The organism is Cytophagaceae bacterium ABcell3 (genome assembly GCA_030913385.1).
Classification (GTDB): Bacteria; Bacteroidota; Bacteroidia; order Cytophagales; family Cytophagaceae; genus ABcell3.
Map to the genome: position 1 here is coordinate 3,687,029 of CP133159.1, position 25,353 is coordinate 3,712,381.

At 39.4% G+C, this 25,353-nt stretch carries 22 protein-coding genes; 8 read left to right on the forward strand and 14 right to left on the reverse strand.

Annotation, left to right across the window (positions count from 1 at the left end; all coding sequences use genetic code 11):
• Nucleotides 1-5: 5 nt before the first annotated feature.
• Nucleotides 6-947, forward strand: coding sequence for a methionyl-tRNA formyltransferase (fmt, locus tag RCC89_14915; GenBank protein WMJ75664.1), 942 nt, complete (start codon nucleotides 6-8; stop codon nucleotides 945-947).
• A complete protein-coding gene (locus RCC89_14920; GenBank protein WMJ74447.1) occupies nucleotides 929-1,420 on the forward strand; it encodes a dihydrofolate reductase in 492 nt (163 codons plus the stop codon). Before fmt ends, RCC89_14920 begins: the two co-directional genes overlap by 19 nt.
• A 119-nt stretch (nucleotides 1,421-1,539) precedes the next feature.
• Here the strand turns inward: RCC89_14920 and RCC89_14925 are convergent, their stop codons facing one another.
• The 3 genes from RCC89_14925 to RCC89_14935 all read right to left on the reverse strand — a co-directional run bounded on the left by RCC89_14925 (nucleotide 1,540) and on the right by RCC89_14935 (nucleotide 4,549).
• Entirely contained in the window at nucleotides 1,540-3,078 is a 1,539-nt protein-coding gene (locus RCC89_14925) for an IS5 family transposase (GenBank protein ID WMJ74448.1), read from the reverse strand.
• 141 nt (nucleotides 3,079-3,219) lie between these two features.
• The gene (locus RCC89_14930) at nucleotides 3,220-3,951 is read right to left on the reverse strand and encodes an MBL fold metallo-hydrolase (GenBank protein ID WMJ74449.1); all 732 of its coding nucleotides are present in this window, start codon (nucleotides 3,949-3,951) and stop codon (nucleotides 3,220-3,222) included.
• A 199-nt stretch (nucleotides 3,952-4,150) separates the two neighbouring features.
• Nucleotides 4,151-4,549, reverse strand: coding sequence for an Hsp20/alpha crystallin family protein (locus RCC89_14935; GenBank protein WMJ74450.1), 399 nt, complete (start codon nucleotides 4,547-4,549; stop codon nucleotides 4,151-4,153).
• A 264-nt stretch (nucleotides 4,550-4,813) separates the two neighbouring features.
• Here RCC89_14935 and RCC89_14940 point away from each other — a divergent pair, with 264 nt between their 5' ends.
• Both RCC89_14940 and recQ read left to right on the forward strand, forming a co-directional pair.
• Nucleotides 4,814-5,485 carry a type 1 glutamine amidotransferase domain-containing protein gene (locus RCC89_14940; GenBank protein WMJ74451.1) on the forward strand — a complete coding sequence of 224 codons (672 nt, stop codon included), beginning with the start codon at nucleotides 4,814-4,816 and terminating at the stop codon, nucleotides 5,483-5,485.
• An 88-nt stretch (nucleotides 5,486-5,573) separates the two neighbouring features.
• Nucleotides 5,574-7,709 (forward strand): DNA helicase RecQ, encoded by a 2,136-nt coding sequence (recQ, locus tag RCC89_14945; GenBank protein WMJ74452.1) that lies wholly within the window; start codon nucleotides 5,574-5,576, stop codon nucleotides 7,707-7,709.
• Between the two features lie 3 nt (nucleotides 7,710-7,712).
• Here the strand turns inward: recQ and RCC89_14950 are convergent, their stop codons facing one another.
• From RCC89_14950 to RCC89_14960, 3 genes are read right to left on the reverse strand one after another with little or no spacing between them, the layout of a single operon-like run.
• A complete protein-coding gene (locus tag RCC89_14950) occupies nucleotides 7,713-8,708 on the reverse strand; it encodes a glycosyltransferase family 2 protein (protein WMJ74453.1) in 996 nt (331 codons plus the stop codon).
• An 11-nt stretch (nucleotides 8,709-8,719) separates the two neighbouring features.
• Nucleotides 8,720-9,994 (reverse strand): dihydroorotase, encoded by a 1,275-nt coding sequence (locus RCC89_14955; GenBank protein WMJ74454.1) that lies wholly within the window; start codon nucleotides 9,992-9,994, stop codon nucleotides 8,720-8,722.
• A gap of 3 nt (nucleotides 9,995-9,997) precedes the next feature.
• A complete protein-coding gene (locus RCC89_14960) occupies nucleotides 9,998-12,019 on the reverse strand; it encodes a BatA domain-containing protein (protein ID WMJ74455.1) in 2,022 nt (673 codons plus the stop codon).
• Between the two features lie 217 nt (nucleotides 12,020-12,236).
• Between RCC89_14960 and RCC89_14965 the strand changes: the two genes are divergently transcribed.
• The gene (locus tag RCC89_14965; protein ID WMJ74456.1) at nucleotides 12,237-12,728 is read left to right on the forward strand and encodes a hypothetical protein; all 492 of its coding nucleotides are present in this window, start codon (nucleotides 12,237-12,239) and stop codon (nucleotides 12,726-12,728) included.
• A 316-nt stretch (nucleotides 12,729-13,044) separates the two neighbouring features.
• On the opposite strand, the gene RCC89_14970 is transcribed toward RCC89_14965, so the two are convergent.
• From RCC89_14970 to RCC89_15000, 7 genes are all read right to left on the reverse strand, one after another.
• Entirely contained in the window at nucleotides 13,045-14,466 is a 1,422-nt protein-coding gene (locus RCC89_14970; GenBank protein ID WMJ74457.1) for a Glu/Leu/Phe/Val dehydrogenase, read from the reverse strand.
• An 84-nt stretch (nucleotides 14,467-14,550) separates the two neighbouring features.
• Complete coding sequence (locus RCC89_14975) at nucleotides 14,551-15,921, reverse strand: alkaline phosphatase family protein (protein WMJ74458.1); 1,371 nt, start codon at nucleotides 15,919-15,921, stop codon at nucleotides 14,551-14,553.
• Nucleotides 15,914-17,137, reverse strand: coding sequence for a metabolite traffic protein EboE (eboE, locus tag RCC89_14980; GenBank protein ID WMJ74459.1), 1,224 nt, complete (start codon nucleotides 17,135-17,137; stop codon nucleotides 15,914-15,916). The genes RCC89_14975 and eboE overlap by 8 nt, the downstream gene beginning before the upstream one ends.
• The gene (locus RCC89_14985) at nucleotides 17,134-18,315 is read right to left on the reverse strand and encodes a 3-dehydroquinate synthase (GenBank protein ID WMJ74460.1); all 1,182 of its coding nucleotides are present in this window, start codon (nucleotides 18,313-18,315) and stop codon (nucleotides 17,134-17,136) included. Before RCC89_14985 ends, eboE begins: the two co-directional genes overlap by 4 nt.
• 58 nt (nucleotides 18,316-18,373) lie before the next feature.
• Entirely contained in the window at nucleotides 18,374-19,288 is a 915-nt protein-coding gene (gene eboC / locus RCC89_14990; GenBank protein WMJ74461.1) for a UbiA-like protein EboC, read from the reverse strand.
• Nucleotides 19,263-20,177, reverse strand: coding sequence for a TatD family hydrolase (locus RCC89_14995; GenBank protein WMJ74462.1), 915 nt, complete (start codon nucleotides 20,175-20,177; stop codon nucleotides 19,263-19,265). Before RCC89_14995 ends, eboC begins: the two co-directional genes overlap by 26 nt.
• A 24-nt stretch (nucleotides 20,178-20,201) precedes the next feature.
• A complete protein-coding gene (locus tag RCC89_15000) occupies nucleotides 20,202-21,092 on the reverse strand; it encodes an EboA domain-containing protein (protein WMJ74463.1) in 891 nt (296 codons plus the stop codon).
• Nucleotides 21,093-21,650: 558 nt separating this feature from the next.
• Here RCC89_15000 and RCC89_15005 point away from each other — a divergent pair.
• The 3 genes from RCC89_15005 (at nucleotide 21,651) to RCC89_15015 (ending at nucleotide 23,485) form a co-directional block, all read left to right on the forward strand.
• Nucleotides 21,651-22,037: a hypothetical protein gene (locus RCC89_15005; GenBank protein ID WMJ74464.1), complete on the forward strand. Its 387-nt coding sequence runs from the start codon at nucleotides 21,651-21,653 to the stop codon at nucleotides 22,035-22,037.
• A 31-nt stretch (nucleotides 22,038-22,068) separates the two neighbouring features.
• Entirely contained in the window at nucleotides 22,069-22,989 is a 921-nt protein-coding gene (locus RCC89_15010; GenBank protein ID WMJ74465.1) for a transposase, read from the forward strand.
• Nucleotides 22,990-23,218: 229 nt separating this feature from the next.
• A complete protein-coding gene (locus RCC89_15015) occupies nucleotides 23,219-23,485 on the forward strand; it encodes a hypothetical protein (GenBank protein WMJ74466.1) in 267 nt (88 codons plus the stop codon).
• On the opposite strand, the gene RCC89_15020 is transcribed toward RCC89_15015, so the two are convergent.
• On the reverse strand, nucleotides 23,472-25,343 hold the full coding sequence (locus RCC89_15020) for an amidophosphoribosyltransferase (protein ID WMJ74467.1): 1,872 nt from the start codon (nucleotides 25,341-25,343) through the stop codon (nucleotides 23,472-23,474). The two genes, RCC89_15015 and RCC89_15020, sit on opposite strands and share 14 nt — an antisense overlap.
• Nucleotides 25,344-25,353: the final 10 nt, after the last annotated feature.

Here is a 25,353-nt window from a genome sequence, read left to right on the forward strand (position 1 = left end):
GTATCATTGTGAGGGAGATTAGAATAGTTTTTATGGGAACCCCAGAATTTGCGGTTCCCAGTTTAAAAATACTAAACGAGAGCAATTATAAAGTAGTAGCGGTTGTAACTGCACCTGACAAACCTGCAGGCAGAGGGTTAAAAGTAAAATCCTCACCTGTAAAAGAGGAGGCGGAGAAGCACAGCATTCCGGTTTTACAGCCAGAAAAACTTAAAGATCCGCAGTTTTTGGAAGAACTACGCTCCTTCAATGCCAACCTATTTGTAGTGGTAGCTTTCCGTATGCTCCCTGAGGTAGTGTGGGCAATGCCTGAGTACGGTACTTTTAACCTACACGCTTCACTTCTTCCTGCATACCGCGGAGCTGCACCAATTAATTGGGCCATTATAAATGGAGAAAAAGAGACCGGCGTTACCACTTTCTTTCTACAGCATGAAATTGACACGGGAGATATAATCATGCAGGAAAAAGAAAAAATATATGTGGAAGATAATGCAGAAACATTGTATGACCGCCTGAAGTTAAAAGGTGCTGAGCTCGTACTGAAAACTGTTTCTGCTATCAGTAACAACTCAGTCAACACCCAAAAACAGGCACCTGCCGAAAACACGCCTTTGGCTCCCAAAATATTCAGGGATACTTGTAAAATTAACTGGGACCAAAACTCTTTTGAAGTGGTCAATTTCATACGTGGCCTATCCCCCTACCCTGGAGCATGGACAGAACTTGATGGGAAAACCTGTAAAATTTTCAGAGCATCTATAGCCAACATTTCATCGGCAGAAAAGCCTGAAAATGCAGACTACTTAACTGATAATAAAAGCTATTTATATTTTTTCACCAAAAACGGAGCTTTGTCCATTGAAGAGATACAGCCTCAAGGAAAGAAAAGAATGCTTATTGATGAATTTTTAAGAGGAAACAAACTATGCTTATTTCAACAATAGTCGCAGTATCTGAAAATAATGTTATTGGGAAGGACAACCAGCTAATCTGGCACCTGCCCAAAGACTTGAAGCATTTCAGGAATACAACCTTGGGTCATCATGTAATCATGGGCCGCAAAACTTTTGAGTCCATGGGAAAGCCTCTACCAGGAAGGTTCAATATAGTCGTTACCCGAAACAGCAACTTCAAACCCGAAGGCTGTATAGTGACCGATTCTCCTGAAAAGGCATTGGATATAGCAAGAAAAGCAGGCGAAACAGAAGCATTCATAATTGGAGGATCCAGCTTATTCAACACCTATTTAGACACCGCTGACAAACTTTACCTAACAGAAGTTAAGGCCTCTTTTGATGGAGATGTCAAAATTAAAGATATAGATAAGTCTAAGTACAAGGTCACTTGTCACGAATCCCATCAACCGGACGAGAAACATAAGTACCCTTTTGATATTTTAACATTAGAGAAAGAGTAGTAAGCTTAAACAAAGGCACCCGCTGCATTTAGAGTTGGAAAAACGGCTTCTTTTCTTTAACAGAAGCCTTGACTTTGCTTTTACCATGCATTAAATAGGGTCTGCTGAAAAACTCAAATTTAACATATGTAAAAAACCGGCCCTGAGCGCTCGCCAGGCCGGTTTTTTATTGTCATCCTTTCAAATACGTCTTTCAGACCCCGAATTATGTTAAAAATTGACTTATGCCATGCTGAAAAACTCAGAAAATAGAGTGCCTGCCTGGTCAATTTGACCAGGTTGAGCACCAGGATTATTGAGGCGATCCACGTTTGGCTGGTATTCTTAAGTCTGGCACGGATACGGTTCATCCCATAGCTGTTTTTTGCTTGTCCAAACTTTCCTTCAACCGGATTCCTCTCTCCTGGACTTACGTGGTTTTCCACTGCCTTTGCGGATGGCCTGCCCAAAGGTTTGGCTGCCAGTTTTATTCCTTTTCCCTTCAACCACTTCCGGTTTTCACGGGTGCAGTAAATTTTGTCTGCCAGTACTTTGGCAGGATAAAAACCAAACCGTTTCCGATATTTTTCAACGTAATCAACAAGATGACTGCCCTCGTTAAAAGCCTCCCAGGACACAGTGTCCAGAAAGGAAAAACCATCCACCATGCTAAGGTGGATCTTGGCTCCAAATTCAGTTTTGGCTCGTGACTTTCCCCGTACAATAGGTCGCACATGAGGCTGATGGATACTAACAATCCGATCTGCTACATGGTGGCCCCGGTTCTTAAACATGCCAAGCTGTTGTTCATAAAGTGTCTGAATGACCCAGTATGACCGCTGTGTACGATGACACAAAGGAAAAACCTCAAAGCTGTCCAGCTGCTTTTCAATGGTCTTGAAGTTTCTTCTAAGGTATTGGAGCTGGGCTTTTATCCCTTTGCGAATTACTTTTCTTGATGGATTCTTGTTCTGGGCCACCTTCAGATAGGTTTTACGAGCTATTTTTCTGTAAGTCCTTGGTTTCTTCCCCTGGGTATTTTTACAATGAAGCTCATCTATGATCTGTTGGGTGATTTCCCTTGCTTTGTTCAGCAGCCCCAAATCGGTTGGGTAAATGATATCTTGAGGACAGGCAGTTGCGTCAAAGATTGCCTCTCCTTTGTTAGACTCTTGCCCACTGGCAAAGGAAGGAGGGTCATTTTTTCCTTTCGTAGTTTTGTCAACTTTTTTTGGGGCTTTTTCCATGTAAAACTCATGGATCCTTTCATTCATCGCATTGATAAGTTCCTGCCCCAACCGTTTTCTGATATCTACAAACAAAGATGGATCAAATGGAGGCTCCTTGATATAAGAACTGTACCCCAGAAAGTATTGCAGATACATGTTTTCGGTAATCTGGGCAACTGTCTCACGATCATCCAGGTTGAGGATATGCTTGATGATCACCACTCCAATCAGCACACGAGGGTTAAGCGCCGGTCTCCCTGTCTTTTTTGGAGGATTGCGTTTGTTGTAGAGATTGACAAGTTCATCCCATGGAATTTTGTTGCTGAGCAAAACCCACCGGTTGTTGGGGTCAAGCTGATTATGAAACGGTGTCTCGAAACCAATAATTGACAACTGGCTGGGACTTGAATATTCGCAGCGTGGTGCACGCCTTTTAGGGGTCTTCTGCATATTTCTTTGCACTTGGACTCCCTCAAATTCATAAAAATAGTTCTAAAATCCTCTTAATGCCGCTATTTTTTATTTCTAAGCAGACCCTAAATACAATAGCTAAACACATTAAGAAAGTGTTTACTAAATGTTGAATAGGCACTAAATTACTAACTCCAAGCCATCATGTGCTTTTTCTACCCCACTAACCTGGTATTCGATCATTTCATCTGCCATATGCGTAAGCAACAATCTCTTCACATTAAAGTCATTGAGATGCTCTTCTAGTTCTTTATAGTTTATATGGGCAGCCATCTTAAGTTCTACAAAGTTACATTCGCAAATAAATAAGTCCGCGCCTTCCGACAGAGGGATTAACTCATCTGTCCAACCGGTATCACCAGAGTAAGCCAAAACTTTGCTACCAAAGGTCAACCTATAACCATGCGGATAAGTACCTTCTGAATGGACTACTGGATAAGGTTTAAAACCAACACCTTCCACTTCATATCCTTCATAAGTCTTGTATTCAATAAAATTGATATCAAAAGAATAAGAAGACCCTGGGTATAGCAGCTTAAACAATTCATGGGTTTTCTCTTCTATACCAGTAGGTCCCAGTATAGTCAAACCTTTCTCCCGTCCTGATTGAATAGAAGCATCCAGCAGAAAATAAGGCAATCCACCATAATGGTCTCCATGCAGATGAGAAATAAATATAACGTCCACATCATTAGAAGACACACCGGCACGTTTCATAGCTGGCAGAATTGTCGATCCGCAATCCAATAAAAAACCTTTACCGTTCCACTGGCTAAAAAAGCTTGTAGTAAACCTCCCTCCACTGGAAAAAGCATCTCCACACCCAATAACCTTTAACTTTACCTGATCCATAAACTTAAATAGAAAAAGAGAATCGGATACCTAATCAAACCTGTTAACCACCCGATCCTCGCTTGTTTTAACCAAGACTTTGCAATAAGTTTCGTCATGAGTGGTATATGCAAATAAAACCAGGAGCACTTAAGCTGCAAGGCATTACATTAGTCCTTAAATTACCACATAAACTGAAGCCCTACTTGCAACGCTCAAGTTATATATTTTTTACCTCAATTATTCTGTTAAGATTACTTCTACTAGTTTTGAACGGAAGAATAATTCTTAAACGCTCATCCTCATTTATCGCTTCAATATTATCAAAGTCAATAAACGAAGGCAACTCAAATGCTTTCACAAACATGGGTACACTGAACAACTCTATCTCACTTACAGTATCATCTTTTAGTGTTGAAAATATAGTCAACTGATTATAGTTCAACATAATTTTGAAAGAGTTAGGATCAACTGTAGGAGCATTTACTTCTAATATAATGCTATTTTCATTTTCGACCATATCAAAGTAAGTTGCAGCAACCCCTCCGTTGATAGAGTTCAGCAAGTTAGCCTGATTGCCGAAAACTTCCAGCAGTTCTTTATTTTTTAGTAGATTCATATAGCCTCCTCTCGTTAAATCTTTCTTATAATTGTAACAAAAGAAAAGCCAAAGAAATTTACAACCGGGCATAGTGCAATTACAGCACCTTCTAAAAGTCATTTTGACAGCTTTCACCCTTACAATATGCCATTTTTTCATATTTACCTATCCGTTCAGTTGCCTCACTATATAATGCCATACTTCCAGTGTCAATCAGAAAGTAACTTTTTGCTGCAAGACTTTGTTTTAATAAGAAAGAGTTAAAATAAAGGAAAGTGGGTTATGGAAAAAAAACTGTTGAATAAAAATGTTGCCGTCCTTGTCTTGGATGGTTTTGAAGAAATAGAATTAACAGACCCGGTACAAGTATTAGTAGAAGCCGGAGCCAAAGTTTTTATCATTTCAGAAGGTTTTAAAGTAAAAGCTTGGAACAAGGGATTTTGGAGCAAAGAGTATGCAGTGGACATCCAGCTTGATGACGCTAATCCAGAAACCTTTAACGCATTGCTACTTCCAGGCGGGGTAATGAACCCAGACAAGCTTAGAATGAATCAAAAAGCTGTCGATTTTGTAAAGTATTTTGTTCAAAACAAAATGCCTATTGGCGCAATCTGCCATGGTCCTTGGACACTTATAGAAACAGGACTGATGAAAGGCCGTAAGTTAACGTCCTACCCATCTATTAAAACAGACTTAATTAATGCTGGGGCAAACTGGACAGATGCTGAAGTGGTCGTAGACCAAGGTTTAGTGACCAGTCGTAAGCCGGCGGACCTGAAAGCTTTCAACAATAAAATTCTTGAAGAGTTTGCAGAAGGGCCTCATATCAGAGATGTTGAACGTGGCCCTATTCGGCGGGAAAAAGATATCCCTACCTATGCAGGCAACAATAGTTTGAACGAAAACATAGACGACCGCAACTGGGGAGTAGACAAACCAAGTGATTATGAGTAAAAAAAGCCGGCACTTTTGCCGGTTTTTTTTATGCATGGCAGATGATTTTTTTCTAACTTTAACAATCAAACAATAAAAACCCTTTGCCGTGCACACGAAAGAGTCTGTTTTAAAAGATATTTTTGGATATAATTCTTTTCGCCCCTTACAGGAGGATATTATCAACCATGTTTTGTCAGGAAATGACGCGCTGGTTCTTATGCCTACCGGCGGTGGAAAGTCTCTATGTTTCCAGATACCTGCGCTTGTTATGGACGGCATATGTGTAGTTATCTCCCCACTGATATCTTTGATGAAGGACCAGACAGAGCAGTTGAACAACTGCGGTGTAAAGTCTGCCTTTATAAACAGCAGCATGTCCTATCAAGAGGTAAGAGACGCCAAAGAAGCCTGCATCTCAGGAACGCTTAAACTTCTTTATGTTTCTCCAGAAAAAATATTCAGCGATGGCTTTATTGATTTTCTAAAAAAGCTAAAAATAAACCTTTTTGCTATAGATGAGGCCCACTGCGTATCGTTTTGGGGGCATGACTTTCGACCAGAATATACTAAACTAAAAGAGCTTAAAGAAGCATTTCCTTCAGTACCACTCATAGCTTTAACAGCCACCGCAGACAAGCTGACCCGAAAAGATATACTTGACCAATTGGGGCTTCCAGAGGCTAAGGTTTTTATCACTTCTTTTGACCGCCCTAATATTTCGTTGAGTGTTTCTCCGGGCAACCGCAGGCTTGAGAAAATTCTCAATTTTCTTAACGGTCACAAAAATGAATCTGGCATTATCTACTGCCTCAGTAGAAAAGCAACGGAAAAAGTGGCCGAAAACCTGCGCAATCATGGCCTGAACGCCGAAGCCTACCATGCCGGTTTAAACTCTCAAATCCGTAGCGATATCCAAGAGCGGTTTATTAAAGACGATATAGAAATCGTATGTGCAACCATCGCCTTTGGCATGGGCATCAACAAGCCGAATGTACGTTGGGTAATCCATTATAACCTACCTAAAAATGTAGAAAACTTTTATCAAGAAATTGGCCGTGCCGGCAGAGATGGCTTACCTTCTGACACCTTGCTCTTCTATAGTCATGGAGATATGATTACCCATATGACTATGTTGGCAGAAGCAAGTGACGAAAGAAAAAAACTTCAGGAGGCGAAACTGAAGCGGATGATGCAATATGCAGAAACGCCAGTTTGTCGCAGAAGGATTCTCTTAAGCTACTTTAATGAAGAAACCACGACCGATTGCGGCAACTGTGATGTTTGCAGAAACCCTAGAAAATTGGTCGATGCTACTATTCCAGCCATGAAAGCTTTAAGTGCAATTGCCAGAACTGGAGAAAAAGTAGGTATTGGTCTGCTAACAGACATCCTAAGGGGAAGCCATAACCGTAACATCATTTCTAAAGGCTATGACAAGATTAAGACTTTTGGTGCCGGGAAAGACCTGAAAACTGAAGAGTGGCATGATTACCTTCAGCAAATGCTCAATGCTGGTATTGTAGACATCGCCTATGATGAGAACCATGTACTTAAACTCAACAACACCAGTTGGAAGGTGCTAAAAGAAAACTTACCAGTAAAGCTCGTAAAACTTTCAGACCAAGGGTTTGCCAAAACCACCAAGCATGAGCCTGTAAAATCTGCCAATGCTTTACTTTATGACGAACTCTTTGAAAGGCTAAGAAAATTACGAAAAGAGCTTGCAGACAATCAAAACGTTCCTGCTTATATCGTATTCAGTGATGTCACCTTAAAAGAAATGGCTGAGCAAAAACCCTCCACACCAGACGACTTGTTGGAAATAACAGGAGTGGGAAAACAAAAATTCAACTTATACGGCGATTATTTTCTACATGAAATTCAGACTTTTATCAAAGAGCATTCTGAAAAAGGCAAAAAAATAAAAGGTTCTACGTACGTGGAAACTTTTAATCTTTACAAAGAAGGTTTGTCTATGGAAGAAATAGCAAAAGAAAGAAACCTTAATATTATAACCATTGCCTCACATTTGGTATATCTATATGAAAAAGGTCATGCCATTAACCTAAAAAAATACATTACCCAAGAAGAGATTGAGAAAATCAAAAAGGCTGTTGAAGCCACAACAGGTAATTACAAAGAAGCCAAACCGATATTTGAATACTTCAATGGCGAAATAAATTATGACAAAATCAGAATTGCCCTTGCCCTTTTGAAGAAGGAAAGCTTGGTAAAAGAATAAAAGCTAGACCCCTAAGCTTTCCCTGAAAATTTCTTTTAATCCGGCTTTGTCTGATACCAAGTAATCATCTTTTCTTGGATTGTTTATGGTAATCATTTCACCGATATATCCTGCCAGAAACAGTTGAACCCCAATAATAATGGCTACCAAAGCCAAATAGAACCAGGTATTGTTCACAACATCCCTACCCAATGTACCTCTAGATACATTGACCAGTTTCTCTACAAGCAGGTAAACGCTGGTAATAAGACCGAACAAAAAAGAAATAAAACCTAAGGTGCCAAAAAAGTGCATAGGGCGCTTCTTAAACTTAGACACGAAGGTTATGGACAACAAATCAAGAAAACCATAAATAAACCTTTCCATTCCAAACTTGGTTTCTCCATACTTCCTGGCCTGGTGCTGCACTACCTTTTCTCCTATACGGTTAAATCCATGCCATTTGGCTATAACAGGTATGTAACGGTGCATTTCGCCATACAGGTCAATACTTTTTACCACTTTCCGGTTATAGGCCTTTAAACCACAGTTAAAATCATGAAGTTTAATTCCTGCTATTTTACTGGTAACGTAATTGAAAACCTTAGTAGGAATAGTTTTAGAGATTGGATCATACCTTTTTTTCTTCCAGCCAGAAACCAGATCATAGTTATCCTCCTTAATCATCTTAAAAAGCTCTGGAATTTCATCTGGAGAATCCTGTAGGTCTGCATCCATTGTTATAATAACATCGCCTTTGCAAATCCTAAAACCCATATGCAATGCAGCAGATTTCCCGTAGTTCCTATTGAACTTTATGCCTTTTACGTCAGGGTTTCTTCTATTAAGCTCTTTAATAATTGACCATGAATTGTCCCTACTCCCATCATCTACAAAAATAATTTCATAGCTGAAGCCATGTTCATCCATGACATTGCCTATCCAGGCAGCTAATTCAGGGAGTGATTCTTCTTCATCAAGTAAAGGTATAATTACTGAAATATCCAGCTTCTCAGCCATAAAAGTTTGTTTTACAAAAAATTCTCATTTACAAAGTATCTGCCTTTATTAAAAACAGCTACTGCATGTCCTTTCAATTTCTTTCCCACAAAGGGAGAGTTTGCCGATTTAGACTTAATATGTTTCTTACCAAACTCCCACTCAGCATCTGCATTGAAAACAGTTAGGTTAGCAGGAGCCCCTTCTGCAATGTCAGGAATAGGCAAACCTAAAATTTTTCTTGGTGCCAAGGCTATTTTGTCAATAATATCTTCTACACTTAAAGTTTTGTTCCAAGTATTAACAACAGCAAAAGCAGTTTCTAACCCGATCATTCCAAACTCTGCCAAGTCAAACTCCAAAAACTTGCTTTCAATATCCTGTGGGCTATGGTCAGAAACAATAACATCAATAGTATTATTATCTATTGCTTTCCAAAAAGCCTTAATATCTGAAGCAGTCCTAAGTGGAGGGTTAACCTTAAGGTTAGTGTCAAAAGAACTAAGTTCTGCATCTGACAAAGCCAATTGATAGGCTGCAATGTCACAAGTAACCTGAAGCCCTTTCTTCTTGGCGGCCTTGATTAGCTCCAGAGACACAGGGCTGGAAACATGCGCAAAGTGAATTTTACCACCTGCATATTCCAAAATTCTTAAATCCCTTTCCACCATCAACTCTTCTGCAAGTTTGGGTAGCCCTTTCAAGCCAAGACGGGTACTTACTTTACCCTCGTTCATTTGCCCCGAATGAGACAACAATTTGTCTTCGGCATGATTGATCAGTAATCCATTAAACTTTTGAAGGTACTGTAATGTTTTCAGCAACACATCAGAATGCCACACAGGCTTAGTACCGTCGGAGAAAGCAACTGCCCCTTCGTGGTGAAGGTCAATCATTTCAGACAACTCCTCTCCCTTCAGGTTTAAGGTTACCGCAGCCACTGGGTATACATCAACAAGCGCTTTTTCAGCTTTCGTCTTCACATAAGCCAGCACATCTTTGGTGTGAATAGGTGGGTTGGTGTCAGGCATGGCAGCAATACCAGTAAAACCACCAGAAGCAGCTGCATTTGTCACTGTAGTAAGGTCTTCTTTATGTTCGTTACCAGGATCGCCGGTAAAAACACGCATATCAAACCATCCAGCGGAAACTTTAAGGTTGTTTCCTTCTACTACTTTATCTGCTTCTATGTTACCCTCATCTGTAATTTGCTTTATGATACCATCCTCTATAAGAATGTTTTTAATAGTCTTGTTTAAACTGTTGCCCGGGGCAATGATTTCAGCAGATCTAATAAGAATCTTCATAAATTATAAAAATCGAATAAGAAGTATTTCCGTAAGCAGGAAAATCAGGCATAAAATTATAAAATATTTCCATAGCGGAGTACCCACAGACGCTTTTTTAAACGTTTCTAAAAATTCTTCACTACTGTTTATGTCATAAATTTTCACATTCTCACTGTTACTAAACAGCTTAGAAAGTTCTTCGGCAGAATAAAAATCCATAAGAGATTCTTTCTTTCCGTAATTTAATGCTACATACCCAGCTTTTTCACCTGAGGAAGATTCTAAAGTATATATACCAGCGTCCATTTCATCTCTAGGCAACTCCAAAAACAGGTTACTTCCGCTTAACCGCTGTGCAGGAATAAGCTCAGCAACTTCATTCCTCAATTTAAAAACTTGATTTTTAGCTTGTTGACCTACGTCCAAAACAAATGTTGGTTCTTGAAAGCTGTAAGCCAAACGCTCAGACTTATTCAGGCTGTTCATTGCAATTTTATACATTACCGGAACAAAAACTGCATGACGTGCCATATTGGTATAAGCTTGGTGCAGAGGAGCTCCAAATAAGTAAACACTACCTTCCGAAGATTCGAACTGCCCTAAATAGGACTTATTGTTGCGCGTGCGTAGCAAAGTATTGCCCCGGCCAGTCCATGTAACCACCGGTTTCGCATAGGGCATGGTGATCTTCTCATCATCCTTTTCAAAAACATTCCGAAAGAAAGGATCTTTGTAATCAGGGGGAGTCAGTTCATACATGCTGTTATCAGCAGCAGTATCAGCTTTTGTATAAGAGACAGCAGGAAGTTTTAGCTGTGCGAACAGGTTTGAATAACTGTCCTTATTGACTCCGGCTGAGGGGAATATTGTCAAACTTCCACCCTTTGCTACAAACTCCTGAAGCGTAGAAATTAAAGAATTAGGCAAATCCTTCAACCCGTCTAGAACAACCACATCCATACCTTCAATGGCAGAATAATTAATTTGCCCCACTTGCTCTGATACAAAATCAAAAAGCTTAGGGTTACTAAATACTGCGGGAACATATTTCTGAGACTCCTCATAAACATGCATGACCCTTATACCCCGGGTCGGGTTCAAGACAAAATGGTATTCATTATCAAAAGAAACAGGGTGATCTTCGAAAACAATCCTGCCCTTTACAGGCTGGTTTTCGGAAATATTAAAAGTAAAGGTGGTGGTAACAGAAGAAGCCGCAGGAATGTCAACCTCGGTAGAACTCACCTGCAAGTCATCTAACATCAGCTTAACCAATACACTTTTGGCATCTCCTTTCCCATCATTGAATAGCTTTAAAGTAATCTCATTATTTTCCCCTGTTTTAATAAAAGGGGTAGATATCCATAATGAGTCTACAAATATATTTGAAACATCTTTGTTCTGGATTGGTACCATGAAGTAATTAACAGCGGTATCTGCCACAAAATTTTCCAAAGCCCCTGCCGTACTTTTTTGAAAATCTGAAAACAGAAAAACAGAACTTCCCGGCTGGGGATCCAGCCTTTTACTTACACTTTCAAAATCTCGGTAAACAGGAGAAAAAGTAACTTCTGACAACCTTTCAGCAAGCTTATTCTTATTTCTATGAAACTGGTCTCTCCCCTCAAAGTCATTGGTAATCACTTTATACTTCACTTCTGCCCCAAGGTTTTGGCTCAATTGTTGCACAGACTTAACTGCAATATCCAAGGCTTTTTCTTCATTAAGCTCGTTTTCCATACTAAAGCTGTTGTCGAGGTATACAGAGACATCTTCCATAGAATCTGTTAAACCTTCTTCTTCGGCAGGAAAATAAGGCTGAGCAAAAGCCAACACGATAAAAACAATGAAAAATATCCTGGCGAAAAGAATGAGCCAGTGTTTTAATTTAAGCTTTGAACTGTTAACATCTTTAACATGCCGTAGAAAAGCTACGTTGCTAAAAAGTACTTTTCTCGGCTTTTGGAAATTAAACAAATGTATGATGACAGGTATACTTACAGCTGCCAAACCCCATAAAACCTGTGGATATATAAAATTCATTTGAAACTATACGGTTGTATTACAAAAAAACGCAAAACAAGCTTAATTATTAACTGTTCATGTAACTAATTGGCAAATAAATTAAAACATTTAATAGATTACAATCATGACTTAAATTAAAAAAATAACGAACACTTTCTCTACACCTTAAAATAATCCAATATTTTCAAGTACATTTTTTATTATATTTTTGTAGATTTGTATCAAAGTTAAAGCTATGAGAACATTACTTTTTCTATTAACCTTCATTTTCTTCCAGACATCTGCCCAAGACTTTAAAAATTCCTCTTGGGGGGACACACCCGAAGATGTTCTAAAAAATGAAAAAGACCTTGTTTTCTTAGGCAAAGAGTCACTAGACCGAAACCTTACAGGGTTGACCTTTGTAGAAGATGGCTCCGAAGGTATCTACTATACCCATACTTACCTTTTTTATAATGAAAAGTTTTATGGTGTACGTACCAAAAGGTCATACCTAGACGGAGACAATACATTTTACAAAGCCTTAAATGATTATAATCAGAAACTAGAATCCTATAAAGAAAGTTATGAAAAATTCATAAAAGAAAAGGCCAAACAAGAAGGGTATGAAATGAAAGCTTTCCAGATTAAACTGCCCGAAAGAACCCTATATGTAAGCTTGAAGAAAGAAGAAGATGATTTTTTTATAATGGAAAGTACTTTTTCTAACAACGAAGGATATCATTAAATAGGGCCTGCTGAAAAAGTCACAAGTGTGCAAGATACGCATGGCCTTACATGAAGACGTATTGGAATACTTCGAATGTAAGGCCATAAAGTAGATTGTGCGCTTGTGGCTATCCCAAAAAAGTATTGGATTAAAAGTTTCTCAATTTATTGTGCACGGAAAAATAAGAAATAACCGAAAAAACCTTGCACCTATACCTCCTATTTTTCATACAAATATATACAGATCAATATTTTGGGAGTTTTTCAGCGCGCCCTAAATAAAAAGAGGCTGCAATGACAGCCTCTTTTTATTTATTAAAGTATAGTTTTTAGCTTTATGGGAATATTCCCAACACCTGGTAGCTAATGCCTACTTTCTCAATTGCACTATAAAATGCAGCTGTACGCAAATCGTTAATTTTAGGAACCCTGTTACTTACATTTCTTATCTCATTATAAGCAAGTATCATTGTATCTTCCAGTCCAGACCTTACCAAATCAATTTCATCGGCTCCTTTAACAATAAAGGCTTTTTCTGTTGCACTGATAGACTTACCAGTAAACTGCTCTACTGTCTCTATAATTTTCTTGTTGGTGACTTCTTCAGCCCTTTTTCCCATACGGCCAAACCTAACATTTGAGAGGTTCTTAAGCCATTCGAAATATGACACTGTAACACCCCCGGCATTGAGATAGATATCAGGAATAATCAATCTATTACCAGCCAAAAGAATTTCTTCAGCCTCTTTGGTAACCGGACCATTAGCAGCTTCAGCAATTACTTTGGCTTTGATTTTACCTGCATTACCGCTATGGATCTGGTTCTCTAAAGCAGCAGGAATCAAAATATCACAATCCAACTCTAAGACCTCTAAATTATTTTCGATGTTTTTCGCTCCTGGAAAATTAAGGATTGACCCTGTATCTTTCCTATGCTTAAAAACAGCTTCGATATCCATACCGTCAGGATTGTAGATTCCTCCTTCATATTCTGCTATCCCTACTATTACTGCGCCTTCCTGCTGACAGAACACGCCTGAATTGTATCCCACGTTTCCCAGACCTTGAATAATGACTCTTTTACCAGACATGCCAGTAGGCAGCCCTATCCTTTTCATATCTTCCGTATGTTCCAAGGCCTCTCTAATGCCATAAAACACTCCTAAACCAGTAGCTTCTGCCCTGCCCCTGATACCGCCTTGTCCAATTGGCTTACCAGTTACACAACCCAAAGCATCTGTTTCTCCATATTTTATAGTCATATAGGTATCGGCAATCCATGCCATTTCCCTGCTACTAGTTCCATAGTCAGGGGCAGGAACATCCATGCCTGGTCCAATCAAGTTCTTTTTGATAAGCTCTGTGGCAAACCTTCTAGTTACCTTTTCGAGCGTACGTTCTGTATGGTTTCTCGGACTGATCTTTACCCCACCTTTGGCACCACCAAATGGCACATCTACTACTGCACATTTAAAAGTCATTAAGGTGGCTAAGGCTTTCACCTCATCCTCGTCAACATGTATACTGTATCTGATACCTCCTTTCGTAGGCATTTTATGGTGGCTATGTTGAGCACGAATACCTTCTACAACCACATAATCCCCATCAATTTCTACAGGAAACTGAACCTTATAGACACTATTACAAACTTTTATTTGATGTAAAAGACCTTTATCTATATTAGTAAAGGCGGCGGCTTTGTCAAAGTAAGACAAAACATCACCATAAAACTTTGCTCCTTCAGCTACATTGCTCATAAATACTCTAAAATTAATACGTTTAAAAATTCCTGAACTAAAAACAGGCTTGAACCTGCAAATTTTATTCCGATTATACGAATATTATTGCAGATGTTTCAGGATTATATCAAAAATACTTTCAGCAGAAACCATTTTCTCAGAAAGATGTTCTTTTTGCGAACTAATCACTACAGGATAATACTTTTGATCTTCTGGGATTCTACCGTGAGATCCTTTTACCAATTCTGGTTTTAACGGGATGACATCCATTAAAGAACGGAAGCCCATTTTCTTTTTTGCAAGCTTGCTTGCCACTTCCAAGGTAGGAAACTTCAAATCCGGATCTATGAACATTTCTACAGGATCATAACCAGGCTTTCGGTGAATGTCTACGGTTCTAGCAAAATCAGGTGCATGATCATCATCTAACCAATAATAATAGGTAAACCAAGAGCGGGAATCAGCAACAACAATAAAGTCACCTGCCCTATCATGAATGCAGTTGTATTTCATTCTTTCATCCCCCGCCAATACATCTCCAACCCCTTCTATATTTGCCAACAATTGCTTCACCTCATCCTTCACAGAATTATCATTGACATACACATGAGCCACCTGATGGTCTGCCACAGCAAAGGCTTTGCTGGCACCAGCATCTAAAAGCTCCCTGCCTTGCTCCTCCCGCACAGTGATAAGCCCTTTTTCCCTAAGCACCCTATTTATTGCAACAGGTCGATCTACAGGGCTGATCCCATATTCTGATAGAATCAGCACATCGGTTCCATGCTGCTCGAAGTAAGTAGTCAGATACTGTACTAAATCATCTATTTCTTTTAACTCTTTGGATATATTCTCTTCGTCAGGCCCGAATTTTTGAAGACAGTAGTCCAAATGCGGCAAATACACCAAAGAGAGGTCGGATTTGTAAAGCCGGTCTACATAAATAGCCGACTCCGCTATCCAGCGACTAGACTTGATACCGGCTTTGGGTCCCCAAAAGTTAAATAGAGGAAAAGTACCCAAAGCTTTTTGAAGCTTGTCCCTAAGGCCTGCTGGCTGAGTATAAATATCAGGGATTTTTCTACCATCTGCGGGGTATTGAGGCCGTGGCGTTGCTGAAAAATCCGCAGAGGAGTACATGTTATACCACCAAAAAAGGTTTGCACAGGTAAATTCAGGATGCTCTTTACGCACAACATCCCAAATTCTTGGCGTTTTTACCAGTTTATCAGATTGCTTCCAAAACTTAATTTCACACTCATCTTTAAAATACCAACCATTCCCCACTATACCATGCTCGTCAGGGGACTTGCCTGTAAGATAAGTGGTCTGAGCGCTGCAAGTAACTGCCGGAAAAGCAGGTTTTATATAACTAAGAGCCCCTTGCTCAATTCTTGATTTAATAAAAGGGGTATTTTTTCCAATAATTGAATTACTAAGTCCTACAATATTTAGAACTGCAAGTTTACGCATTTACCTTTTCTTTTTTTCCTGTCAACTGTTTTTCTACCCATTGTAGCTCTTTCAGAATCATTTCATCAATATCAGGGCGGATATCTTCCGGTAACACATCCCTGGTATATGTCTCTACCTCTAAATGGTCACAAATTCTATATTTTTTACAAAGGCACAATGTATCTAAAATGTATTTTCGGGTGGAACCAAACCTCTTGTAGCTTTCTGTAAAGACAGGGACATGAAAGTGTACCCTCCACTCTTCAGCTTCAGGATCCATAATAGCCTCCATTGCCAATGGGAGATCGGGGTATTTTTCTAACTTGCCTCTATTATTTTTTACCACTACCTGATGAAGATAAACCGGATCAGCAAAAGCTTTAAGGTCTACCAACAACTGCTTTCGCTCGTTTATTTGAGGGAGCTTGATATGTAAAGCAGAGCTGATCTGGACTTTTCCTATTTTTATACCATGACTTTTCAATTTCCTAAATGTATCCCTAGGTTCTTCATAAGCCAAGGCAAAATGGCACACATCAAAACAGACCCGGATGTGATCTTTAATTATTTCTTCGGCTTTTCTTCCGCTACAACCTTCTTTTTGTAAAGTCTTGACACCATGTTTTAGCAAGTACTTTTCAAAAAATAGCACCAGCTCATGAGAATTCTCTATTAAACCATCAGGTTCAGGCTCAATAGCTATATGAACTTTTTTGCCAGTATCTAAATAAATATTATAAAGTTCGGAAGCGACTAAAGCCATATTTTCAGCACCTTGTACCAGCACCTTGTTTTGTTCAGGACGCAAAAACCAAAGCCGGTAAGAAACGGGCGAGGTTGAGATACTACCTTCAGTATCTTCAGGCAAAAGAGCAGCCAGAATTCTTGCAAGGCGGAGGGTATAGTTTACCCTCTTCTGAGAAGTCCAGTCTGGCTTATGAACTAAGTCTTTTACTTCTTTCCGGTGAAACTCCCCATATGGGAACCCATTGATAGTAAAAACATATAAATTATTGTTTAACAACCACTGACGGAACTCCTTTAAATTATTATGAAGCAATAGCTCTTCACTAGCCCTGCCTGACAGCCTTAGCCCTATACCAAAAGGTTTAGCAATCGCAATTTTTCCTGCAATCGCTAGTGTATGTTGTTTAAGTTTGGCAAATGTTTCATCCCACGAATCTGCAGGATGAACATTTGAACAATATGACAAGTGGCAACTACCTACTTTCATATCTGACAGATTAAGTTTCCTGAATAAACCATTTCAAAGTCCATCAGCACTTCCATCGCTTTCATCACCTTCCTTTTATCTATGTGGTGAACTTCTTTACCTTTTCCTATTTCTTCCAACAGCATTACTGTTAGTTGACCGCCCAAGTGCTCTCTAAATTCTTCCAGGCCTTCCATAAGTTCACTATGGCCGATTTCGCACTCCATTTCAGAATAAAAAAGCTGAAATCCTAAACGCTTTAGCAACAACAAGATCTTTTGCCAGCTTTCCTCGTCAAGCATGTTATCCAACATAGAGTAAGTACAGTCAAGCGCAAGGCCAGCGGCAACAGCTTCTCCATGTTTGATATTGTTATTGCTCAACTGCTCAAGTTTATGGGCAGCCCAGTGCCCAAAGTCCAATGGACGGGAAGAACCCAATTCAAATGGATCTCCGCTAGCTATATGGTCCATGTGGAGTTCTGCACAGCGATAAATCAGGATTTTAATGATTTCAGGATCCCTGTTTATCAACCTGTCACAATTGGCTTCTATAAACCTATAAAAATCAACATCTTTTAACAATGCTACTTTTATAGCTTCGGATATACCTGCCCTGAAATCCCTCTCTTCTAGGCTTTCCAAAAACATCAGGTCGTTTACTACAGCTGTTGGCGGGCAAAACGTCCCTAAAAAATTCTTTTTGCCGTAGGCGTTGATACCATTCTTTACCCCAACCCCAGAATCATTTTGAGAAAGTACAGTAGTAGGTATCCTAATAAGTTTGATTCCACGATGCGCTATAGATGCGGCAAAACCAGCCATATCCAAAACCGCGCCCCCGCCTATTACAGCAAGGTAGGAATGACGGCAAAGTCCGTTGGCCTCAATCCTGTCTAACACCTTATCAAGAATGTTTTTATTATTTTTGGCTACTTCTCCCCCTTCTACAATTAAGGGCTGGCCTACCAGTGTGGCCTTAGGCTTACGGATATTAAAATATTTCATTATGTTACCTTCCAGCAATGGATGGCTCTGGGTAACACTTCTATCAATAACAAAAAGTATTTTACTTTCTTCTTTTTCGCCACAACCCGAAAGAACATCCAAAAAAAGTCTGTTTTCTGGGTGAAACAGGTTATAAGTAAAATGAACTTTATGTGTATAGAATACGGAAAAATGTTGCTGTATACAATTCATAGTTGTGAGAAATTTCTATAAATAATCCATTTATGGATAAATTGTTTACCAATTTTTTTCAAGTGACGGCAAAAAGCTTGCTTATCAGAAAAGAAAGAGGAAGTAAACTCAGGATAGCAAGCGAAATTTCCCAACCAGAATACACGGAAGCCAAACAGGCATTAAGGATAATCAAGGAAATTACACCAAACTTTACTGCCTGCTGCACATTTCCAGGACTTGGTTTGGCTATGGCTTTTACTAAAGGTCCTAAAACGAATAAAGCTAAGAGTGCTAGAAATATCCATGAAAAAGAAAGGGTTCCATATTGCACAGAGAGCCATCCCAAAAATATAATAACCGAACAGAACAATGCCAATGCTGCATACAGTGCCGTATAATTCCCACCCTTGACTTCTTCTCTACTTACTAAGGTTACCGAAAAGATATAAACCAAAGGAATCAAAGCAATATAGTAGATCTCAGCAACAACAGCCGGTACCACTACTACCCCTAACATAAGGTTTAAGCTACGGCACATGCCCATATTGATAGGCCCTATCAATGCATAGTGTTTGCCCCAGCCATCATAAAGTAAAGCAAATAGAGCAATACACAAAGCCAGCACACCACACCAAATATTGACCATCAAAGCAAACACAACACCGAGCAATAACAGTGCCGCTCCTAAAATACCTGCATTCAACAAAGGCACCTTACCGGAAGGAATTGGCCTTTCCGGCCGTTCCTTAAGGTCTATTTTATAATCAAAAACATCATTAAAAACTACTCCACCGGCATATAGACATGCAGTAGCTAACAACAACCATACAGGAGGAAAAAAAGGCATTCCCCCTGAGGCCAATGTAGCGGCTATAGAATATCCTGCCGTAACATCAGCCATGGCTGTTATTACATTGGCCGGGCGAGTTAGTCGCAAATAGGCCAGAAATACGGTAAAATGTAGTTTATTTGATAATAATGTCTGATTCATTATCCTGCTCTAAGTTTTGAGGTACCTGTCCTCTTAAGACAGAGTTTCCGTTATATTTTTGTGTCTGGTCTGCTGTTTCGGCTTTTAGCCAATCGTTTTCATTGAATTGCCCGCTTTGGCCAAAAGCGTCCAAGGCATTTTGGTAACAAACCAGCTCAACATGCTCTTTGGGTATGCCCCTATCCAACATAAGTTTTGCAGTTTTAGGCACTGCCAACGGATCGCTCATACCCCAGTCTGCTGAGCTATTAACCATAATCCGCTCTGCGCCAAACTTCCTCACGACCTCAACCATCCGCTCATTTCCCATTTTAGTTTTGGGGTAGATTGTAAACCCTGCCCAAAACCCTCTGTCAAGAACCGACTTAGCGGTTTCTTCATTATTGTGGTCAATGATGACAAGGTGAGGAGGAATCCCATGTTCTTCACAAACATCCATACTTTTAATGGTGCCCGCTTTCTTATCCCTATGAGGCGTATGCACCTGAACAGGCAAGCCCAACTCCTTAGCAAGCTCTAGCTGAAGTCTAAAAAACTTATCTTCAGCCTTTGTTTGGTCGTCATAACCAATTTCGCCTATGCCCACTACGCCTTCTTTGCAGGCATACAAAGGCAACAGTTCCATCACCTGTTCTGCCAAAGGTTCATTATTAGCCTCTTTGGAGTTTAGCCCCATTGTACAGTAATGCTTAATTCCAAATTGACTGGCTCTAAACCTTTCCCAACCGACCAGGCTACTATAATAATCTTTAAAGCTTCCCACCTCCGTTCTCGGCTGCCCTAACCAGAAAGCAGGTTCAATAACAGCTACAACACCAGCCTTTCTCATATTCTCATAATCATCGGTGGTGCGGGAAGACATGTGGATGTGCGGATCAATTATTTTCATTTGAGGGTTCATAAGATTCGTATTTTAAGGTTGCAGTTCTTCAAATTCTTCGGCATATAATTGTCGAGAAAAAATATCCCAATTGAGCTTACCACGTTCTATGGCATCACAAAGCTTCATATCCTTCTCAAGCAGTTGCCGGGCTTCAGGCAATGTAGACTGGGCACAAGCAAGTGCTGCGGCAATACGGTCGTCAGAGTTGTGTGAATGGTATAGTTTATAAAGGTCTTCAAATACCTTGAGGTCTAAAAATGGCCCTACCAGCCTCCAGAGTTCAGGGTTAACAGACCGGCCAGCCGCCCATCGCTCATGTGCAAAATCGACCAGCATACGAGCAAGCGCTGAATTAGCACGTTCGTCCAACCCTTTAATCCTATATAAAGGCGACCCTATAAAGAATGCCTTTAACACCAGCTGGTTCCAAGCGGATTCATCCATCTGCTGCTGAGGGAAAGGATTGTCTAGCGCTACAGCTTCAAATACCCCTTTAATATTGCTCCTAATCCCCTCTGTAGCTTGGAATCTAAACTTATGCGGGTGAGGCAATAAAGGGAGGGCTTTATATAAAGCAATTTGTTCCTCCATATCAGCAGTTGAAAAAAGTTTAGATAACACAGCATGGTAATGGCTTTCGTCGTGTGAAGGATAAGAAACCAACATCAGCCACCTCGATATCGTATCCACAGTTAGGTGCTGCCACTCAATACCAGTCCCTAACATCTTAAGCACTTTAGTCTGCTCCGCCGATATTGTCAATGTTTTCTTCCCAACCATTCTGGGCGCTGAGCTAAAAGAGAAAAAAAGGTCTTTTTCTTTACCTTTTTCCAATAATGCCATTTTAGCGTTTAACCATTCACTTGCATCATCAGAAAGATGCTCTGACAAAAGATGATATATTACTGTAGATAATCGCATATGAATTATAAAGAGGGTTGGTCAATTTTCCCTATAAATAATCCATTTAAGCATAAATTGTTTAAAAAAACAGGATACTATAATTAACTTGCTCAACGGGTATTGACTGAAGCTAGAGGCAATCCATATTTCTCACATTGACCCCGTCATATATGAATAGCTACTTTAAATATGTTTGTTGGATTTTATGCTTATCATGCTTAAGTACTTGTACTATTGATAAAAATAAATAAGGTTACCCATTTAGGTATCTTATGTTTTATTAGCTTACATAAGCTCGTTTAGTTACTTTTTGCCTCGCCGGCAGGGCCTTACTTTTTTTCTTAGACAAAAAAAGTAAGCAAAAAAGTCAAGGCCTGTGATGAAATTTGCTAAACTTTATAACCATTACGCTAAAAAATTTGAAACTCACCCTCCTTGCGTCGGGCTCAAACAGCAAATTTTTTGGCCGCTTCATGCTTATAAAGTTCTTAACGCAATTTCATCAATGGCCACCTTATTATGGCTCACACGTAAAAGTTGGGGAGTTTTGGTTTGATTTGTTAATTTTAAGGCAAGATGAAAGAAAATATTATTGCCCCTTTTTTGCCGGAAGGCATACTAGATTTTTTTGAAATAGAAGCTGTAATAGAGCTATGTGACCTGAACAGCAAAAGATCCTTTTATAAAATCAACCTCATTGAGCAGAACCGGCTATTAGGAAAACATAATCCTGAAGAGTACGAGTCTAAAGGTTTTTATGAACCTAAAATTGTGCAAGATTTCCCTATAAGGGGAAAAGCCGTTTATCTTGAATTTAAGCGACGAAGGTGGAGGCATAAAACATGCAAGAACAAAATAGTTTACAATGACTATTCATTTGTAGCTGAAGGCTCTAAAATCACTCAAGAGCTTTCAGATTTTTTAAAAGGTACAGGTCGAGACCCGCGAAGATACCATTGGTAACATTGGCAGCTATTATGAGGTCAAAGGGGATTTGTTGAGGAGGCACTATAAGAAGAAAAGCAGTGGGTTTAAGCAGTGGGAACAAAAAGAGCATGCAGAAGACTATTTGGTCTTTCCGGACAATATCGGAGAGCATCTCAGTATAGACGAAGTTGCACTGTCAAAAGGAGAGTTGTACACTTTTATTACCAATAAAAACGGGAGAGGCAAAAGAGGCTCTTTGGTAGCTTCTGTAAAAGGCACATTGTCGGCAAATATCATACAAGTTCTGGAGAAAATCCCTCTGGAACAAAGGAATAAAGTAAAGGAAGTAACCCTTGACATGGCAAAAAACATGGAGTCATCCGCAAGAACATGTTTCCCCATGGCAAATTTGGTTACAGACCGCTTTCATGTAGTAAGGCTGGCCCTGGAGGCTCTACAACATATAAGGGTCAATCAAAGATGGGTTGAACTGGATATGGAAAACAAGGCTATCGAAGCTGCCAAAAAGAATGGCGTTAGGTATAAAGCACCCTTATTGCCCAATGGGGACACCCCAAAGCAACTTTTGGCCCGCTGCAGGTATGTCTTTGCCAAAAAGAAAGCTGATTGGACTCAAAGCCAAGAGCAGAGAGCCAACATAGCTTTTGAAAATTATCCAGACCTCAAAAAAGCTTATGACCATGTTCTTGAGTTTAGGCTAATATATGAAAGCAACACAAAAATTTCCGCTGAAAAAAAGTTTAATGAATGGATCAATAAAACTCATGAGATGGAAATTAAAGAATTTTTAACGGTAGCAAATACAGTAAGCAACCATATGAGCAATATTCTAAACTTCTTTGACAATAGATCTACCAATGCAAATGCGGAATCTTTTAATTCAAAAATAAAGCTCTTCAGGGCAAACTTAAGAGGCGTTGTAGATACCAGGTTTTTCTTGTTCAGGCTCTCTAAGCTTTTTGCTTAAATCCCCAGAAAAATACGGTGACCCCTTATTATCTAAGAATGGCACACACAGCCATTTAATGAAGACCCCGTTTAAAGCAATTGACATACAAAAAACTTATTACTTCCTAGAGTCTTAAACGGGTAATCCTATCAACAAAATCATAGGCACCTACGAGATTGATAAGTTTGTTGTCAGAGATAAAAATGTCAGCATAAAGGTATTTCCTTTGTTGGTACTAAAACCTAATATGACATTTGAGTTAAGAGATTATGAAAAGTTTGAAAAGGTAAGCGGTAAGTGGAGAGTTATTAAAAATAAAGGAGGAGAAGTCTCTATAGAGTTTAAATATCTAAACAAAATAGCCACAGGCACACTTAGGGAAAGTATTTTTTACTTTTCCTATCCTAAGGATTTCTACTCAGGGAAGTTTGAACATTTGCTTTATGTTAAGACAACCAAAAAAAGTAGACAAATGAACCCTAGGAGCAAAAAAGTCAAGGCTAATAAGCCCTGACTCCTTTCCCTTCCATAAAAAACATAAACGACTTATTCACAACTCTGTTACCGCCATGTGTTGGGTAATCGCCGGTAAAATACCAATCACCTAGATGGCTTGGACACGCTTTGTGCAAATTATCAATGGTCTGGAAAACCACTTTTACCTCAGCGTTACAACCTTCAGGGGTTACAATTTCGGCTATTTTGTCCGAAACCTGCTCATAGGTAAATGGCTTATACAAATCTTTTACATGGTTTACCATATTTCCACCAAGTATTTGTATGCTTTCCTTACACTTTTCATAGACCTCTTCAAGAAGATAGTCCATATTATTATCTTTTATTAGCTCTATCACAGCACGGAAAGCTACAAAATCTTTCATTTTAGACATATCTATTCCATAGCAGTCTGGAAAACGGATTTGCGGTGCTGAGGAAACCACAACAATCTTCTTAGGATGAAGTTTGTCAAGCATCTTAATGATACTCTTTTCAAGGGTAGTTCCCCTCACAATAGAGTCGTCCATTACGACTATAGTGTCTGTATTTTTTTTGATTACCTCGTAAGTGGTATCGTAAAGGTGGGCAACAAACTCATCTCTCTGAGCATCCGAAGTAATAAAAGACCTGATTTTGGTGTCTTTGATAACCAGCTTTTCAACCCGTGGGGTATAAGAAAGTACTTTTTCAAGATCATCTCCCTGAAGCTTACCTTCCTGTATTATTTTTTTACGATATTGTACTAGATAGTTCTCCATCCCGGACATCATACCGAGAAAAGAAGTTTCAGCCGTATTAGGGATATAGCTAAAAACTGCATTTTCGAGGTCATAATCTATAGACTCAAGCACCTGAGGACATAGTAATTTACCTAGGTTTTGGCGTTCTGCATATATGTTTGGGTCAGAACCTCTTGAGAAATATATCCTTTCAAAGCTACAAGCTTTCTTCTCGAGTTTATCAATAAATTGCTTTTGGCTATAGTTGCCGTGCTTATCAATAATAAGCGCATGAGCAGGCTCTATTTCTTTTATCTGCTCGTAGTCTATATTAAAAGCAGTTTTTATGGCTGGTTTTTCAGAAGCTACCACCACTACTTCATCGTCTGCATAATAGTAGGCAGGACGCACACCAGCAGGATCTCTGGCAATGAAAGCTGCTCCGTGACCGGTAAGTCCCATCATAGAATAGCCACCATCAAAATCTTTACAAGAGCGCATCAATACCCTCTGTAAGTCAAGCTCGTCTTCTATTATGTCGGAAATTTCTTTATTAGAATATTTATTGTTGTACTTGTCAAAAATCAACTGGTTTTCCTCGTCTAGGAAATGACCTATTTTTTCAAGTACCGTAACTGTGTCTGTCTTTTCCTTTGGATGTTGTCCTAGCTCAACAAGCCTATTAAAAAGCTCATCGACATTGGTCATATTAAAATTACCTGCTAAGACCATGTTTCTGCTACGCCAGTTATTTTGTCTCAGAAACGGATGACAAGTCTCGATGTCATTACCGCCATGCGTACCATACCTAAGATGCCCCACCATAATCTCGCCAGTAAAGGGAACATTCTCCATCAACCAATCTGCATCAAGGTACTTATCCTTATTTTCCCTGATTACCTTTTTGAATTTTTTATTAATCTTATTGAAAATAACAGATATAGGCTGGGGGTCAATAGACCTGTACCTGCTAATATACTTTTTACCTTCAGGCACTCCAATTTTAATAGTAGCTACCCCCGCCCCGTCTTGGCCGCGGTTGTGCTGTTTTTCCATCAGGATGTACAGTTTGTTAATTCCGTACAAAGGGGTTCCATATTTTTCGATATAATATGAATATGGTTTTCTTAATCTGATTAAGGCTATGCCACACATATAAAGGGTT

What these genes read in the sequence shown, in the direction of transcription:
- RCC89_14920 (WMJ74447.1), top strand. Translation starts at nt 929, where the DNA reads ATGCTTATTTCAACAATAGTCGCAGTATCTGAAAATAATGTTATTGGG.
- RCC89_14925 (WMJ74448.1), bottom strand. Translation starts at nt 3,078, where the DNA reads ATGCAGAAGACCCCTAAAAGGCGTGCACCACGCTGCGAATATTCAAGT.
- RCC89_14930 (WMJ74449.1), bottom strand. Translation starts at nt 3,951, where the DNA reads ATGGATCAGGTAAAGTTAAAGGTTATTGGGTGTGGAGATGCTTTTTCC.
- RCC89_14935 (WMJ74450.1), bottom strand. Translation starts at nt 4,549, where the DNA reads ATGAATCTACTAAAAAATAAAGAACTGCTGGAAGTTTTCGGCAATCAG.
- RCC89_14940 (WMJ74451.1), top strand. Translation starts at nt 4,814, where the DNA reads ATGGAAAAAAAACTGTTGAATAAAAATGTTGCCGTCCTTGTCTTGGAT.
- RCC89_14950 (WMJ74453.1), bottom strand. Translation starts at nt 8,708, where the DNA reads ATGGCTGAGAAGCTGGATATTTCAGTAATTATACCTTTACTTGATGAA.
- RCC89_14955 (WMJ74454.1), bottom strand. Translation starts at nt 9,994, where the DNA reads ATGAAGATTCTTATTAGATCTGCTGAAATCATTGCCCCGGGCAACAGT.
- RCC89_14960 (WMJ74455.1), bottom strand. Translation starts at nt 12,019, where the DNA reads ATGAATTTTATATATCCACAGGTTTTATGGGGTTTGGCAGCTGTAAGT.
- RCC89_14965 (WMJ74456.1), top strand. Translation starts at nt 12,237, where the DNA reads ATGAGAACATTACTTTTTCTATTAACCTTCATTTTCTTCCAGACATCT.
- RCC89_14970 (WMJ74457.1), bottom strand. Translation starts at nt 14,466, where the DNA reads ATGAGCAATGTAGCTGAAGGAGCAAAGTTTTATGGTGATGTTTTGTCT.
- RCC89_14975 (WMJ74458.1), bottom strand. Translation starts at nt 15,921, where the DNA reads ATGCGTAAACTTGCAGTTCTAAATATTGTAGGACTTAGTAATTCAATT.
- eboE (WMJ74459.1), bottom strand. Translation starts at nt 17,137, where the DNA reads ATGAAAGTAGGTAGTTGCCACTTGTCATATTGTTCAAATGTTCATCCT.
- RCC89_14985 (WMJ74460.1), bottom strand. Translation starts at nt 18,315, where the DNA reads ATGAATTGTATACAGCAACATTTTTCCGTATTCTATACACATAAAGTT.
- eboC (WMJ74461.1), bottom strand. Translation starts at nt 19,288, where the DNA reads ATGAATCAGACATTATTATCAAATAAACTACATTTTACCGTATTTCTG.
- RCC89_14995 (WMJ74462.1), bottom strand. Translation starts at nt 20,177, where the DNA reads ATGAAAATAATTGATCCGCACATCCACATGTCTTCCCGCACCACCGAT.
- RCC89_15000 (WMJ74463.1), bottom strand. Translation starts at nt 21,092, where the DNA reads ATGCGATTATCTACAGTAATATATCATCTTTTGTCAGAGCATCTTTCT.
- RCC89_15005 (WMJ74464.1), top strand. Translation starts at nt 21,651, where the DNA reads ATGAAAGAAAATATTATTGCCCCTTTTTTGCCGGAAGGCATACTAGAT.
- RCC89_15015 (WMJ74466.1), top strand. Translation starts at nt 23,219, where the DNA reads ATGACATTTGAGTTAAGAGATTATGAAAAGTTTGAAAAGGTAAGCGGT.
- RCC89_15020 (WMJ74467.1), bottom strand. Translation starts at nt 25,343, where the DNA reads ATGTGTGGCATAGCCTTAATCAGATTAAGAAAACCATATTCATATTAT.